Origin of the sequence: Lentzea albidocapillata subsp. violacea, from assembly GCF_900100275.1 — a bacterium.
GTDB classification, from domain to species: domain Bacteria; phylum Actinomycetota; class Actinomycetes; order Mycobacteriales; family Pseudonocardiaceae; genus Lentzea; species Lentzea violacea.
Genome location: NZ_FNET01000015.1, coordinates 36,910 through 51,215 on the forward strand (window position 1 = coordinate 36,910; position 14,306 = coordinate 51,215).

Consider the following 14,306-nt stretch of genomic DNA (forward strand, 5'->3'; position numbering starts at 1 on the left):
TGAGTGAGTGTGATGTGAGGCGGTGGGGGAAGATACTCCCCATGACCACCGCCGACAACGGTTTCGCCGACCTGGGGCTGCGCTCCGACATCCTCAACGCACTCACCACGCTGGGCTACGAGGAGCCGACGCCGATCCAGAGCGAAGCGATCCCGCCACTCCTCGCGGGCAACGACCTGCTGGGCCAGGCGGCCACGGGCACGGGCAAGACGGCGGCGTTCGCGCTGCCGCTGCTCGAGCGCATCGCCGACAAGATCGGCAAGGGTGAGAAGCCGCTGGCCCTCGTGCTCGCGCCGACCCGTGAACTCGCCGTGCAGGTGTCCGAGGCGGTCCACCGCTACGGCCGCCACATGGGTGCCCGTGTGCTCCCCATCTACGGCGGCCAGCCCATCGGCCGCCAGCTCCGTGAACTGTCCCGCGGTGTCGACGTGGTCGTCGCCACCCCGGGCCGCGCGATCGACCACCTCCAGCGTGGCACCCTGCAGCTGGGCGACCTGCAGGTCGTCGTGCTCGACGAGGCCGACGAGATGCTCGACATGGGCTTCGCGGAGGACATCGACGCGATCCTCAGCGAGACGCCCGCCGAGCGGCAGACCGTGCTGTTCTCGGCCACGATGCCGCCGCGCATCGACCGCATGGCCAAGAGCCACCTGCGCGAGCCGGTGCTGATCCAGATCGAGCGCGAGAAGACCGAGCCGGGCGAGGCCCCGCGCGTCCGGCAGACCGCGTACCTGGTGCGCCGCGAGCACAAGCCCGCCGCACTCGGCCGCGTGCTCGACGTCGAGTCGCCGACCGCCGCCGTCGTCTTCTGCCGCACCCGCGACGAGGTCGACCAGCTCACCGAGACGCTGAACGGCCGCGGCTACCGCGCCGAGTCGCTGCACGGCGGCATCAGCCAGGAGCAGCGCGACCGCGTCATGGCGCGCCTGCGTTCCGGCACCGCCGACCTGCTGGTGGCCACCGACGTCGCTGCCCGCGGCCTCGACATCGAGCAGCTCACGCACGTCGTGAACTACAACGTGCCGTCCGCGCCCGAGGCGTACACGCACCGCATCGGCCGCGTCGGCCGCGCCGGCCGTGAGGGCGTCGCGATCACCCTGGTGGAGCCGCGCGAGAACTCGATGCTCAAGACGATCGAGCGCGTCAGCAAGACCAAGATCCCGGTCGAGAAGGTGCCGACGGTCGCCGACCTGCGCGCCCGCCAGCTGGAGCTGACCCGCTCGTCGCTGCACGAGTCGCTGCTCGAGGACGACCTGTCGCGGTTCCGCGTCGTGGTCGAGACGCTGGCCGACGAGTTCGACGTCATGGAGATCGCGCTGGCCGCGGTCAAGCTCGCGCACGAGGCCTCCGGTGCCGCCGCCGACGAGGAGGAGATCCCGGAGGTGCGCCCGCGCGAGGACCGCCCGCGCCGCGACGGCGTCCCCGCAGGCCCGCGCCGCGAGCGCCGTGGCCCCTCCGAGGGCATGACCAGGCTGTTCCTGGGTGCCGGCCGTTCGTCGGGCATCCGTCCGCAGGACATCGTCGGCGCGATCACCGGCGAGACGGGCCTGAAGGGCCGCGACATCGGCGCGATCGAGATCGCCGACAGGTTCTCGCTGGTCGAGGTGCCCGGCGACTCCGCGAACGACGTGATCGAGCAGCTGCGCGACGCCACGATCAAGGGCAAGCGCGTGACGATCCGCCGCGAGCGCCAGCCCCGCTAGACTTCGAACATGAGACAGCCCCCGCCACGACCCGGCGGGGGCTTTTTCACGTTCAGAGACGTGCAACCGGGTGGAACGAGGACTGATTTGAGCCCGCAGTACGAGTACTACGCCCTGCTGACCGATTTCCACCCCGAACTCGACGGCTCGAACGGAATCGTGCGCAGGTGGACCGACGAAGCGGGCCAGGTCCACGACGAGCGCTACTCGCAGCGACTTGTCTGGGAGAGCACCCGTGACCTCGTCATGATCGAGAACGGCGAGTGGCAGGCGGAGGCGCGCCCGATCCCGGAGGAGGCCGTCGCGGCTTACGAAGCCGCGAAGTACGCGCGCGTCCACGCCGACGATCCGGCGGACGGGAAGTACTCCTACTTCGCGCAGGTGAAAAGCGGCAGCTCGGTGGACAACCCGACGTCGGTGGTCCGCACGTGGATCGCTCCGAACGGCCATCACAAGGAGCAGCAGCACGTAGGTGGCCCTGGCTACGCCTGGAAGGCCAGTCACATCCAGAGCGACATGTACGACGGCCGCGAGCGTGGCGAACTGGTGCCGATCACCGAGGAAGCCGCCATGCGGCTCATCGAATCCCGCGAGTGAGTCAGGGCTTGCGGGCCTCGACCAGGAACCGCGTCGAGGTGGACACGAACTCCCCGTGCTCCTGGATGTGCGCGTGCATGTCCAGGAGCCGATCCCGATACCCCTCGACGGTGAACCCAGGCACGGTCCACAACACCTTCCGCAGAAAGTGCACGACCGCCGCAACGTCGAAGAACGCCACCCGCAACGCGACCGGCTCCAGCCGCACCACCTCCAACCCGGCAGCCTCGGCCGAAGCCCGGGCCATACCGACTCCCCGAGCCTCGCTCACCGGCTGGGGCCCCATCATGAAATCGGTCAGCTCCCGGTTCGTCCCGGCCCCGATCTGCTGCGAGAAGTAGGTCCCACCGGACCGCAGCACCCGCGCGATCTCGCCCCACGGCGTCACCACGGGATGCCGCGAGATCACCAGATCGAACGAAGCGCTCCGGAACGGCAGCGGCCCGGCGTCCGGCGTCCGCACCACGAGCGGCAGGTTCTTCGCGGCGACCAGAGCGTTCGGTGGCCACGACTCGGTGGCGGCCATCAGAGGCGGCAGCACCGGAGCCGACGCCGTCACCTCTCCCCCGCCGGTCTGCAGGTCGAGGGCCGATGAGACCGCTCCCAGGCGCGCGGCGATCAGCGCGGCGTAGCCCCACGGTGGGCGTTCCTCGGTGGCACGACCCTCGAACCAGGAGAAGTCCCAGCCCTCCAGCGGCACGGCCGCGCCCTCGGCCACCAGCTCCTCGAATGTCCCCATGAGCAGAAATGCCACCACAGGCGCGCCGAACCGGCCACCGAAAATGGCGGCACCTGCCCTGGGCGCTGAGACGCCGCGTCCCTGGATCGTCTCGCGCACGGCGGGGCAGGTGCCGCAGGGTGTTACAACGACCGAACGGCCGTGCGGTTACGCCCTAAGACGTAACAGAAGCACGACCGTTCGGCCCATAACAGCAACATCACTCAGTGGAGGGAACGATCAGCGCAGGCGGTAGGCCCTCAGCACCGTCTGGTCGACCGTGTTGCCGTCCGCGTCCGCCGCCACCACGCGCAACGACACGAACCCGCCCGCCTTCCCGCCGGGAGGAACGATGGACCTCACCGGAGTCCAGGTGGCGCCGTCGTCGAACGACGCGTAGGCCTGTAGTGAGCGCACGGTCGCCTTTCCCTCCTGACGCGTCGCGGTGAACTTCACCGGCATCGGCGCCCCGGCCTTCCAGCTGTTGCGCAGGTCGAGCGGCACCGAGTAGCCGACCTCCAGCAACGGCAGCTTGCCGTCGCCGGAAGCTGAGAACTCCCAGGTCGTTTTCACGTTGGTGGACAACGCGAGCGACTCGCGGGACGCGTCGAGCACCAGCTTGTACCGGCCGTCGCGGGCGGGAGCGTGGAACGAACCCCGCCTCACGTCGGAGAAGCCCAGCGACACCCCGTCGCGGAACAGCTCCACGTAACCGCCGCCGGTCTGCCGCCAGTTCTCCACCCACCCCGAGCCGCCGAACGGCGAGATGCGCGTAGAGATGAGATCGCCCGCCCGTTCGACGCCACCGCCGTCGGCCCACGGCACGAGCGACGCGCCGCGGAGCTGGGGCGAGGTGACGGCACGCAGGTTCGTCCGCTCGTACCTGCCGCCGGCCTGGAAGGTCACCGGGTCCACGTGCGCCCACGAGGTCGTGATCGGGTCGTCGCCGCCTCCGAACGCGCGGCCGTCGAAGCCCTCCTGGAACCAGGTGCCCGGGGTGAAGTACTCGGTGCGCTCCGCCGGAGCGGCGAGGCGTTCGTCCAGCGTCACGCCGATGGCGCCGTTGACGACCGGGTTGTTCCGCTGGTTGACCGAGCCGTCTCCCCCGGACGTGTGGTAGCGCGCCTTGACCCGCGCGAGCTCCGAGTGCCGGAACTTCTTGACACCGAACGGAAGCGTGCCCTTGTGCTGCAGGAACAACGTGTACGAGACCGGTGAGCCCGCGATGGCCCGCAACGTGAGCTTCGCCGGTGTGACGGCCACGTGGTGCTCCGCCGCGGCGATCACCGGGATCGCCGTCTGCTCCTCGTACGCGAACGGCACCGGCCCCGCCCACAGCACCGCGACCGCACCGGCGTCCTTCATCGCCTGGGCGACCGCGTAGATGTCTTCGGCGGCAGGCCTGACGAGAGCGAGCTTGCCGCGCACGTCGGAACCGCGTTCGGCCACGTCGAGCCGGTGCTCGCCGGGCGACAGGTACCTGCTGCTCTCGTAGTACCGCACCGGGAACCCACCGGGGACCGAGACCAGCGGCTGCCCGCCCTTGAGCCCGGAGTCGTAGGTGAGCTCCGGCAGCGGCGCGCCGAACGACAGGCCGTACAACGGAACCCGGCCGTCGACGATGCTCGCGACACCGCTGATCTTGCCGGGCGCGAACGGCACGCGCAGCTGGGCGTCGCGGTACCAGACCTCCGAGTCGCGCTCGGGCAGTTCGACCCCGATCTGCTTGCCCTGCCTGGCGTCCAGCGTCACGGACACGGCCGCCGTCAGCGAGACGCGGCCGGCCACCTCGGTCGCGGCGACCGGCACGAACCAGTCGTAGTTCGGCGTCCGCTCGTCGATGCGGCTCAGCACCGCGTAGTCCGCGACGGGCAGCCGTGCCGAGCCGGTGCCGTCGGGGCCGATGCTGATCACCGACGCTTCCTTCGTCGTCATGTTGACCACGACGGCGAACTCGTCCGGGACGGGCCTGCCGTCACGGCCGATCATCGACAGCGTCAGCGCGTGCCGTTCCTCCTGCACGTACGCGCCGACGGAGGTGGTCAGCTCGACGCCTCCCCCGGATGCCTTGACGTGACCGAAGAACGTTCCGTTGCCCTTGCGCGGGTCCAGGACGACATCGACCGCGACGCTGCCCTGTGCCGGCACGGTGACTGACGACGGCACGGCGAAGTCCGCACCCAGGTTGTGCTGCACCGTCAGCGAAACCGGGTCGGCACCCGCGTTCGAGTAGGTGATGGTCTTCGTGAACGTCCTGGTGTGCGGCCATTCCAGCAGCCCGAACGACAGGCTTCCGGTGGAGGCCCGCACCTGCTGGGTCACCGCGCGGCCGACGTCGAGCAGACCGGTGCCGACACTCACGGGAGAGTCCGCGACCGGTTTCACCGTCGCCATCAGGTGCGCCTTGAGCTCGGCCGCGGTCCAGGACGGGTTGCGTTGCGCCAGCACCGCCGCCGCACCCGCGACGTGCGGTGCGGCCATCGACGTGCCGGTCAGCCGCGCGTGCAGGTCGTCGACGGCGTGTTCCCACAACGTGTTCTCGGCGCGGGCGGCGACGATGCCCGTGCCCGGCGCCGCGATGTCCGGCTTGACCGCGTAGTCGCCCAGCCTCGGGCCGCGCGACGACATCTCCTCCACCACGCCCTGCTTGGTCAGGTTGGCCACGGCCAGCGCCGAGTCCGCCACGGCCGGCGAGGACACCTTGCGGAACGTCCCCGCGTTGCCCGCCGCGACCACGAACAGTGCGCCGGTCTCGGCGGTGAGCTCCTCTACCTTGCGGGACAACGGGTCCGAGCCGTCGGACTGGTCACCGCCCAGCGACAAGTTGACGACCTTGGCCTTGACCTCGCGCGCCGCCCACTCCATGCCGGCGATCACCGCGCTGTCGAAGCAGTAGGAGGCCTCGCAGACCCGGCCCACGGCAAGGGAAGCGCCCTTCGCGACGCCGGCGTACTGGCCGCCGCGACCGGCGACCGTGGCCGCGACATGCGTGCCGTGACCGATGTCGTCCTGGATGCCGGACGGGGTGAAGTCCTTCGACACGGAGACGACGCCCGCGAGTTCCGGATGCTTCTGGTCGTACCCGGTGTCGAGCACGGCGACCGTGACACCGGTGCCGTCGAACCCGGACTGCCAGGCGGCCGGCGCGCCCACCATCGGCACGCTCTCGGTCAGCGAGATCTGCGACTTGCCGTCGAGCCACAGCTTCTCGGCACGCAACGCGCTCGTGCGCCGCGCCGTCCACTGCTGCGCCGCGTCCTTCTTGGGCACCGCGCCCGCCGCACGGAAACCATTGTTCAGCAAAGGAATCCGGTCGATCTTGTCGTCGGTGTACCCGTAGCCGTGCAACGAGGTGATGTCGAAGAAGCGCTTGTCGACGCGATCCTGGCTCACCGCGTCGATGGCGTCCGCCGGTACCACGTACTGATGGTCGTTCTGCACGTACTGGGCGAACTGCACGCCGGGCCGCCCCTCGACCCGGACGAGTTCCCCGCGCTCGTCGACGACGACCTTGTCACCGCTGATCAGCGTGATGGCCGACGTCTTCTGGGTTGTTCTGGACGGTTCCGCCTGCGCCGCCGTCGCCGGGCTGAGCAGCCCGGCGACGAGAGCGGTGATCACAAAACATCGTGCTAAGCGCACGTGTCCTCCCCTGGGTGTGGACCTCTCCACCCAGGAAGACTCCGAACGGTGCGTGCGGGTTGCCTCACGCTCCGCGATAGGTGCCGAAGCTCCAGCGGTTGCCCTCGGGGTCGGCCACCGTGAAGCCGCGCGAGCCGTAGTCCTCGTCGCGCAGGCCGCGGATCTCGGTGGCTCCACGCGCGAGACTTTGCGAGTGGATCTCGTCGGGCCGGTCGGTCACCACGTAGATCGACCCGGCACCGGCCTTGGTCGCCTCGACCTCGCCGACCGACCGCACGGCGGACCCCAGCATGACGCCGCCGCCCTCGGGCCAGACCATCTCGCAGTGCACGACCTCGCCGTCGCCCTCCCCCGGCACGACGAGATGTTCGGAGAACCCGAACGCCTCCACGAGGAACCGGATCGCGGCAGGAGCGTCCTGGTAGGACAGACAGGGCCAACAGGTAGGTGCAGGTGTGCTCATGACAGCAACTCTGCGCCCTGACCGTGCTCACTGCCTTGTACGAATGGAAGCTCAGCCGCGATCCACTCGGTCGGGGTCGCCCCGCACAACGCACGCCAGTCACGGTTGAAGTGCGCCTGGTCGGTGTAACCGCAGGCCGCGGCCACCTCGGTGAGCGTGGGCCGCCGCTCGCCACGCAGCATCCGGTTCGCCCGCTCGAACCGCATCACCCGGCCCATGAGCTTGGGCGTGAGCCCGTACTCGGCCGCGAACCGCGCGCTCAGGTGCTGCCGGCTCCACCCGACCTCGGCGGCGATCTCGGCCACCGGTGCCCCCGCCGCGAGCCGCTGCCACGCCCACGCCACCTCGACCTGCTGCCGCACCGGCCTGACCAGCCCGCCGAGCACCTCGTCCAGGCGCGCGAACCGATCCGTCCACGTCGGCGCGTCCCGCAGCCGTTCGCGCAGCTCGGCGGCCGGAGCGTCCAGGCAGTCGAGCTCCACGGTGGTGGCGGCCAGCTCACCCGCCGGCATGCCGAAGAGCGCCCGCATCCCCAGCGGCGTGAGGTCGCACTGGACGCCGTGCTGGAACCCGTCGTGGGTGATGATCACGGCCTCGTCGTGCAACCCGCCGCACAGCGTGGCGAACCGGCCCTCGGACAGGTCGACCGTGCCGTCCATCGTGACCACGAGCGTCAGCGAGCGGGACGGCAGGCCGCGGTGGATGCCGGGCTCGGTGCGCATCCGATACCCGGAGTACCGCGTCACGAACGGCCGCAGCCGCGGGTGCGGCAGGCCGACGACGTGCTCGACGTCCACATCCTCGATGCTAGAACAACTCGCCCAGAACCAGCAGCCCGGCGCCGACGGGCACCAGGTCGGGACCGAATGACGTGACACTCACGTCCACGTCCGGCATCGCCCGCAGGTAGAGGTCCGGCGACTCCAGCACCTTCCGTCCACTCAGGACGATCTGGTCGAGGTCCAGCAGCTGCACCAGGTTCGTCACCGCGGCGGCGAGCACCCGTGCGGCCTCGACGCCCGTGCTGGCCGCGTGCACCGCCTCGACGCACCCGCGCCGTCCGCACACGCACAGCGGCCCGTCGAGCTGGATGGTCGTGTGCCCGAACTCCCCCGCACCTGACCGCGCACCCCGATACACCTCTCCTCCGAGGAGCAGCCCCACGCCCAGACCGGTGCCCACGAACACGAGCGCCGCATCTTGGAGCGGTCTCCGCCACGCCTCGGCGAGCACTCCCGCGTTGGTGTCCTTGTCCACGGCGACCGGCAGCCCGAGCCGTTCCTCGGCCAGCGCCTTCAACGGGACCGAGGACCAGCCCGGAAGCCCGTTCGGCGACACCACCCCGCCGCGGTGCTCCAGCGGGCCGGCGATACCGATGCCGAGCCCCAGCACCTCGTCCCCGGCCTCGACCAACGGCGCCAGGGCGTCCAGCACGTCGGCGGGCGTGAACATCGGGGGCAGTGGCACGACCGACGCCGACACCACCTCGCCGGTGAGGTCGAGCTTGACCACCCGCAGTTCGTCGCGGTCGACGTAGGCGCCGTACGCGTACGCCCCGCCGGGTGCGAGCCGCAACGACATCCGGGGCTTGCCGCGGCCGCCGTCACGCACGGCGCCGGTCTCCTCCAGCAGGCCCGCCGACATGAGCCGCGCCACGATCTTCGAGATCGCCTGCGGGGTCAGTCCGGTCTCCGCGGCGAGGGAAGCCCTGCTCAGCGCCCCGGAACGGACGAGCCTGAGCACGGCCCTGTCGTTGTGCGAACGCAGCGCGGTGAGGTCCACGGTCGCAATTATTCAACAGCGTTGCTTTAATTGGAAGCATGACTCGAGTCGGACTTCTGGGCTACGGCATCGCGGGGCGGGTCTTCCACGCCCCGCTGATCTCCTCCACCGAGGGCATGGACCTCGTCGCGATCGTCACGGCGAACCCGGAACGGCAGGCGCAGGCCCGTGCCGCGCACCCGGACGCGAAGATCGTCACCGCGGACGAGCTGTTCGAGCTGGACCTCGACCTGATCGTCGTGGCCACGCCGAACAGGACGCACGTGGAGTACGCGAAGCGCGCCATCGCCAAGGGCGTGGCGGTCGTCGTCGACAAGCCGTTCGCGCCGGCCTCCGCCGAAGCCGAGGAACTGGTGGCCGCCGCCCAGGCCGCGCGGGTGCCTCTCACCGTCTTCCAGAACCGCCGCTGGGACAGCGACTTCCTCACCGTCCGCGAGGTCCTCGGCCGGCTGGGCGAGGTGCGGCGGTTCGAGTCCCGCTACGAGCGCTGGGTGCCGGAGATCTGGGACAACTGGCGCGAGTTCGGCGCCCCCGAGGAGGCGGGTGGCCTGCTCTACGACCTCGGCGCACACCTCGTCGACCAGGCGCTGCAGCTGTTCGGGCCAGTCAGGACCGTCTACGCGGAACTCGACCGGCGCCGCCCCGGCGCGCAGGTGGACGACGACGTGTTCGTGGCGCTGACGCACGAGAACGGCGTCCGCTCCCACCTGTGGGCCAACGCGCACGCGGCGAACACCGGACCGCGCTTCCGCCTGCTCGGCAGCGAGGGCGCCTTCGAGATCAGCGGCCTCGACGAGCAGGAGGACGCGCTCGACGCGGGTCGCCGCCCGACCGATCCGGACTGGGGACGCGAGGACCGCACCGGACGGCTCGGCATCCTCGGCGAGACGACCGAGATCGCCGTCGAACCCGGCGCGTACCAGCACTTCTACACCGAACTGCAGGCCGGCCGGATCCCCGTCGACCCGGCGGGCGCCGTGCACGCACTGCGGGTCATCGAGGCCGCTTTCCTGTCCGCACGAGAGAACAAGGTGGTAGAGCTGTGAACTCCGAAGAGCTTCTCGCCCAGGAACGGCAGCTGCAGTTCACCCGGTTCGGCAACGACGTCGCGATCGAACTCGGCCTGCACCTGCTCGACGCCGCCCGCGAACAGGGCCTGCCGATCGCGATCTCGGTGCAGCGCAACGGACACCGGCTCTTCCACGCCTCACTGCCCGGCACGGCGCCGGACAACGACAGGTGGCTGGAGCGCAAGGCCCGGGTCGTCGAGCTGTTCGGCCATAGTTCGTTCCACGTCGGCACGACGTTCCGCGAGAAGGGGTCGACGTTCGAGGAGGAGTCACGCCTCGACCCCGATCTCTACGCGGCGCACGGCGGTGTCTTCCCCGTCATCCTGCGCGGGACCGGCCCGGTCGGCACCGTCGGCGTCTCCGGTCTGCCCCAGGCGGAGGACCACGCGTTCGTCGTGACCCAACTGGAATCATTCCTGAACTCACGCGATTCGTAATCACGAATAGTCGTCGATACAAATTGACACACACCACTTCGAGTGGTTTACACCCCACTCGGAGTGGTGCCGTATAACATCCATACAACACGGACCGGCGCACACAAAAGAGTGATCCTATTGAGCCAAACGAGTGGTTTATTCCATACTCTTTCGAATAGCGCCGGACCACCCGCCTGCCGACACAACGATGGTTGCGTGGGGCAGGAGTTGTACGCTCAGTAGCATCAACAGGCGTAAGCCACCCACCCGAATGTCGCCTTCTTGGCCTCTTCACAGCCATCAGCAGTGCGAACTAACGTCCCTTCCGGCTTATCGGTTTGGTCCATTAGCGCATTGAGATAGGTGGGTACCGGTTGTGACTGTGACGGATTCTGACCTCAATGAGGGCCGTCAGCAGCTGAGTTTGGGCACGGCCGCCGCACGAAATCTGGCCACTACCACCAAGTCCGTCCCGCAGATGCAGGGAATCACCTCCCGCTGGCTGCTCAAGGTGCTCCCCTGGGTGCAGGCGGCAGGTGGCGCGTACCGCGTCAACCGGCGCCTCACCTACACGCTGGGCGACGGCCGCGTCTCGTTCACGAACATCGGCGCGGAGATCCGCGTGGTGCCGATGGAGCTCACCGAACTGGCGCTGCTCAAGGGCTTCGAGGACGAAGAGGTCCTCGCGGCGCTCGCCGGCCGCTTCACGCAGCAGGAGTTCGGTGCCGGCGACGTCATCGTCGAGAAGGGCCGCCCGAAGGACAGCGTCGTGCTGATCGCGCACGGCAAGGTCGACAAGGTCGGCACAGGTGAGTACGGCGGCGACACCGTGCTCGGCAACCTCGCGGACGGCCAGTACTTCGGCGAGACCGTGCTGGCGGGGCCGCAGGGCGAGTGGGAGTACACCGCCAAGGCAGTCACGCCGGTCACGGTGCTCACGCTGTCGTGGGCCGACTTCCAGGCGCTCAACGGGGAAGCGGGCGGCCTGCGCGCACACATCCAGCAGACGTTCAACAGCCGCAACAAGCCTCAGGACGAGCACGGCGAGGCGGAGATCGGCATGGCGGCCGGTCACGACGGCGAGCCCGTCCTGCCCGGCACGTTCGTCGACTACGAGCTCACGCCGCGCGAGTACGAGCTGAGCGTCGCCCAGACCGTGCTGCAGGTCCACAGCCGGGTCGCGGACCTCTACAACAACCCGATGGACCAGGTCGAGCAGCAGTTGCGGCTCACGATCGAGGCCCTGCGCGAACGCCAGGAGCACGAGATCGTCAACAACAGGTCGTTCGGCCTGCTGCACAACGCGGACCTCAAGCAGCGCATCCACACCCGCACCGGCCCGCCCACCCCGGACGACTTCGACGAGCTGCTGTCGATCGTGTGGAAGGACCCGGGGTACTTCCTGGCCCACCCGCGCACGATCGCCGCGTTCGGCCGTGAGCTCAACAAGCGCGGCCTCTACCCGCAGCACATCGACTTCAACGGGCAGCAGGTGCCGGCCTGGCGGGGCGTCCCCGTGCTGCCGTGCAACAAGATCCCGGTCTCCGACACCCGCACGTCGTCGGTGATGCTGATCCGCACCGGCGAGCAGAACCAGGGCGTCATCGGCCTGCACCAGACCGGCATCCCGGACGAGTACCAGCCGGGCCTGTCGGTGCGGTTCATGGGCATCAACGACCAGGCGATCATCAACTACCTGGTCAGCGCCTACTACTCGGCCGCCATCATGGTGCCGGACGCGATCGGTGTGCTGGAGCACGTCGAGCTCGGCCGCGAGGGATAGGTCTTGGCGTCCTTCACCATGCCGGAGTTCTACGTGCCACACCCGGCGCGGATGAACCCGCACCTCGAACGCGCCCGCGCCCACTCGACGCAGTGGGCGCGGGACATGGGGATGCTCGACACCGGGGTGTGGACCGACGAGATCCTCGCGGGCGACGACTACGGGTTCATGTGCGCGTGGACCCACCCGGACGCGCCCGCGGAGATCCTCGACCTCATCACGGACTGGTACGTCTGGGTCTTCTACTTCGACGACGAGTTCTTCGCGGAGTTCAAGCAGAGCAAGGACGTCTCGGGAGCGAAGGCCTATCTCGACCGACTGCCGGCGTTCATGCCTCTCAACGGCACGGACCCGTGGCCGGAGCCGCAGAACCCGACCGAACGCGGTCTCGTGGACCTGTGGCAGCGGACGATTGGGCTGATGTCACAGGACTGGCGGCGCCGGTTCACCACGAGCACCCACAACCTGCTGCTCGAGTGCATGTGGGAGATCAAGAACATCGAGAGCGGCACGGTCGCCAACCCGATCGAGTACATCGAGATGCGCCGCAAGGTCGGTGGCGCACCGTGGTCGGCGAACCTGGTGGAGGTCTCCGAGGCAGCCGAGGTGCCCGCGTCCGTCGCGGGCACCCGGCCGCTGCGGGTCCTGTCCGACACGTTCTCCGACGCGATCCACCTGCGCAACGACATCTTCTCGTACGAGCGGGAAGTGCTGCGGGAGGGCGAGAACTCCAACGGGGTGCTCGTGTTCGAGAAGTTCTTCGGCCACGACACGCAGACCGCCGTCGAGGCCGTGAACACCCTGCTGACCTCACGGCTGCACCAGTTCGAGAACACGGTCTTCACCGAGCTGCCTCAGCTGTTCGCCGAGAACGCCCTGGGCCCGGAGGACCAGGCGCGCGTGCTCAAGTACGTGAAGGGCCTGCAGGACTGGCAGTCCGGCGGCCACGAGTGGCACCTGCACGCGGGCCGCTACACCAAAGCTGAAGGCGGCGCAGGCAACTCGGCGTTCTTCCGCACGATCCTGCGCGGGCCGACCGGCCTGGGCACCTCCGCGGCATGGCTGGGGGTGCCCCGTGGTTGAGATTCCCTCGTTCGACATGCCTTTCGCCGCAAGGCTTTCACCGCACGTGGACCGCGTCCGTCAGCACACCAGGACGTGGGTGCGGGACATGGGCATGCTCGGCGGCGCGCCGTGGACCGAGGCGTTCTACGACGCCGCGGACTACGGCGGCTTCGGCCCGCTGACCCACCCGACGGCTTCCCTGGACGACCTCAAGCACATCAACGACTGGCACACGTGGGGCTTCTACGTGAGCGACGCGTTCCGGGACGGCTTCCTCCGGCCGCGCAACGTCGCGGGCGGCAGGGCGTTCGTGGCGGCGCTGAAGTCGGTGCTGAGCGGCTCGCCGCCCTCGCCGAACCCGGCCGAGAGAGGCCTGGCCGACCTGGTCTCGCGGTCCACCCTGGACGACGAGGACCGGGAACACCTGGCCGAGCTCTTCGACGCGTTGCTGTGGGAGCTGCACAACACGGCACAGGGCCGCGTACCCGACCCGATCGACCTCGTGGAGATGCGGCGCCGGTCGATCGCCGCGGAGCTGTCCGCGAAGCTCGCCCGCAAATCCGTCGGCGCCGAACTGCCGGCGGAGTTGTTGCGCAACAGCACGATGCGGGCGCTCGTCGACTCGTTCGGCGACGTTCCCGCGTTGCGCCAGGAGATCGTCGGCTTCGACCACGCCTATGCCACCGGTGGCAGCACCACCAGCGCGGTGCTGGCCGTTCAGCAGTTCTTCGGCTGCGAGGTGCAGCAGGCCGTCTCGGTCGTCGCCGACCTGATCGCGGCCCGGCTGCGGCAGATCGGCTCGATCCTCGGTGAGCTGCCGTCGATCGCCGACGAGTACGGCCTCGACGCGGAGGCGAAGGCCGGGCTGCACCGGTACGTCGAGGCCCTGAAGTCGTGGCTCGCGGGCGAACTCCTCTGGACGCGGAGATCCGGCCGATTCAGCTCCTCCCCGGTCCCCACCCGGAAGTCGTTCCACACACCGTCAGGGCTTGGCACGCAGTCGCTCTTCGTCAAACCGCAGGGCCGCGGTCAGGTCACGCCGACGAAAAGCATGTCGGCATGAC

The 14,306-nt window shown here is 69.3% G+C and carries 12 protein-coding genes; 7 read left to right on the top strand and 5 right to left on the bottom strand.

All coding sequences use genetic code 11. The features are described 5' to 3' along the window. Nucleotides 1-41 precede the first annotated feature (41 nt). Nucleotides 42-1,703: a DEAD/DEAH box helicase gene (locus BLR21_RS28670; RefSeq protein WP_090010681.1), complete on the top strand. Its 1,662-nt coding sequence runs from the start codon at nucleotides 42-44 to the stop codon at nucleotides 1,701-1,703. A gap of 87 nt (nucleotides 1,704-1,790) precedes the next feature. Further along, nucleotides 1,791-2,300 (top strand): hypothetical protein, encoded by a 510-nt coding sequence (locus tag BLR21_RS28675; protein ID WP_090010683.1) that lies wholly within the window; start codon nucleotides 1,791-1,793, stop codon nucleotides 2,298-2,300. Nucleotide 2,301: 1 nt separating this feature from the next. On the opposite strand, the gene BLR21_RS28680 is transcribed toward BLR21_RS28675, so the two are convergent. The 5 genes from BLR21_RS28680 to BLR21_RS28700 all read right to left on the bottom strand — a co-directional run bounded on the left by BLR21_RS28680 (nucleotide 2,302) and on the right by BLR21_RS28700 (nucleotide 8,905). Further along, entirely contained in the window at nucleotides 2,302-3,039 is a 738-nt protein-coding gene (locus tag BLR21_RS28680; protein WP_090010686.1) for a methyltransferase domain-containing protein, read from the bottom strand. Nucleotides 3,040-3,258: 219 nt separating this feature from the next. Further along, nucleotides 3,259-6,660, bottom strand: a complete 3,402-nt coding sequence (locus BLR21_RS28685; RefSeq protein ID WP_143027902.1) for a S8 family serine peptidase — start codon at nucleotides 6,658-6,660, stop codon at nucleotides 3,259-3,261. Between the two features lie 64 nt (nucleotides 6,661-6,724). Next, nucleotides 6,725-7,123 (bottom strand): VOC family protein, encoded by a 399-nt coding sequence (locus BLR21_RS28690; protein ID WP_090010691.1) that lies wholly within the window; start codon nucleotides 7,121-7,123, stop codon nucleotides 6,725-6,727. Continuing rightward, a complete protein-coding gene (locus BLR21_RS28695; protein WP_256334991.1) occupies nucleotides 7,120-7,920 on the bottom strand; it encodes a helix-turn-helix domain-containing protein in 801 nt (266 codons plus the stop codon). The genes BLR21_RS28690 and BLR21_RS28695 overlap by 4 nt, the downstream gene beginning before the upstream one ends. 10 nt (nucleotides 7,921-7,930) lie before the next feature. Continuing rightward, nucleotides 7,931-8,905, bottom strand: a complete 975-nt coding sequence (locus tag BLR21_RS28700) for an ROK family transcriptional regulator (RefSeq protein WP_090010694.1) — start codon at nucleotides 8,903-8,905, stop codon at nucleotides 7,931-7,933. A 38-nt stretch (nucleotides 8,906-8,943) separates the two neighbouring features. Between BLR21_RS28700 and BLR21_RS28705 the strand changes: the two genes are divergently transcribed. The 5 genes from BLR21_RS28705 (at nucleotide 8,944) to BLR21_RS41860 (ending at nucleotide 14,305) form a co-directional block, all read left to right on the top strand. Beyond that, nucleotides 8,944-9,951, top strand: a complete 1,008-nt coding sequence (locus BLR21_RS28705) for a Gfo/Idh/MocA family protein (RefSeq protein ID WP_090010697.1) — start codon at nucleotides 8,944-8,946, stop codon at nucleotides 9,949-9,951. After that, on the top strand, nucleotides 9,948-10,412 hold the full coding sequence (locus BLR21_RS28710) for a heme-degrading domain-containing protein (RefSeq protein WP_090010700.1): 465 nt from the start codon (nucleotides 9,948-9,950) through the stop codon (nucleotides 10,410-10,412). The genes BLR21_RS28705 and BLR21_RS28710 overlap by 4 nt, the downstream gene beginning before the upstream one ends. Before the next feature lie 358 nt (nucleotides 10,413-10,770). Next, nucleotides 10,771-12,177 carry a family 2B encapsulin nanocompartment shell protein gene (locus BLR21_RS28715; RefSeq protein ID WP_218130985.1) on the top strand — a complete coding sequence of 469 codons (1,407 nt, stop codon included), beginning with the start codon at nucleotides 10,771-10,773 and terminating at the stop codon, nucleotides 12,175-12,177. Between the two features lie 3 nt (nucleotides 12,178-12,180). Next, nucleotides 12,181-13,260 carry a terpene synthase family protein gene (locus BLR21_RS41855; RefSeq protein ID WP_143027903.1) on the top strand — a complete coding sequence of 360 codons (1,080 nt, stop codon included), beginning with the start codon at nucleotides 12,181-12,183 and terminating at the stop codon, nucleotides 13,258-13,260. Nucleotides 13,261-13,276: 16 nt separating this feature from the next. Then, nucleotides 13,277-14,305, top strand: coding sequence for a terpene synthase family protein (locus BLR21_RS41860; protein ID WP_143027904.1), 1,029 nt, complete (start codon nucleotides 13,277-13,279; stop codon nucleotides 14,303-14,305). Nucleotide 14,306: the final 1 nt, after the last annotated feature.

What these genes read in the sequence shown, in the direction of transcription:
- BLR21_RS28680 (WP_090010686.1), bottom strand. Translation starts at nt 3,039, where the DNA reads ATGGGGACATTCGAGGAGCTGGTGGCCGAGGGCGCGGCCGTGCCGCTG.
- BLR21_RS41860 (WP_143027904.1), top strand. Translation starts at nt 13,277, where the DNA reads ATGCCTTTCGCCGCAAGGCTTTCACCGCACGTGGACCGCGTCCGTCAG.
- BLR21_RS28690 (WP_090010691.1), bottom strand. Translation starts at nt 7,123, where the DNA reads ATGAGCACACCTGCACCTACCTGTTGGCCCTGTCTGTCCTACCAGGAC.
- BLR21_RS28705 (WP_090010697.1), top strand. Translation starts at nt 8,944, where the DNA reads ATGACTCGAGTCGGACTTCTGGGCTACGGCATCGCGGGGCGGGTCTTC.
- BLR21_RS28670 (WP_090010681.1), top strand. Translation starts at nt 42, where the DNA reads ATGACCACCGCCGACAACGGTTTCGCCGACCTGGGGCTGCGCTCCGAC.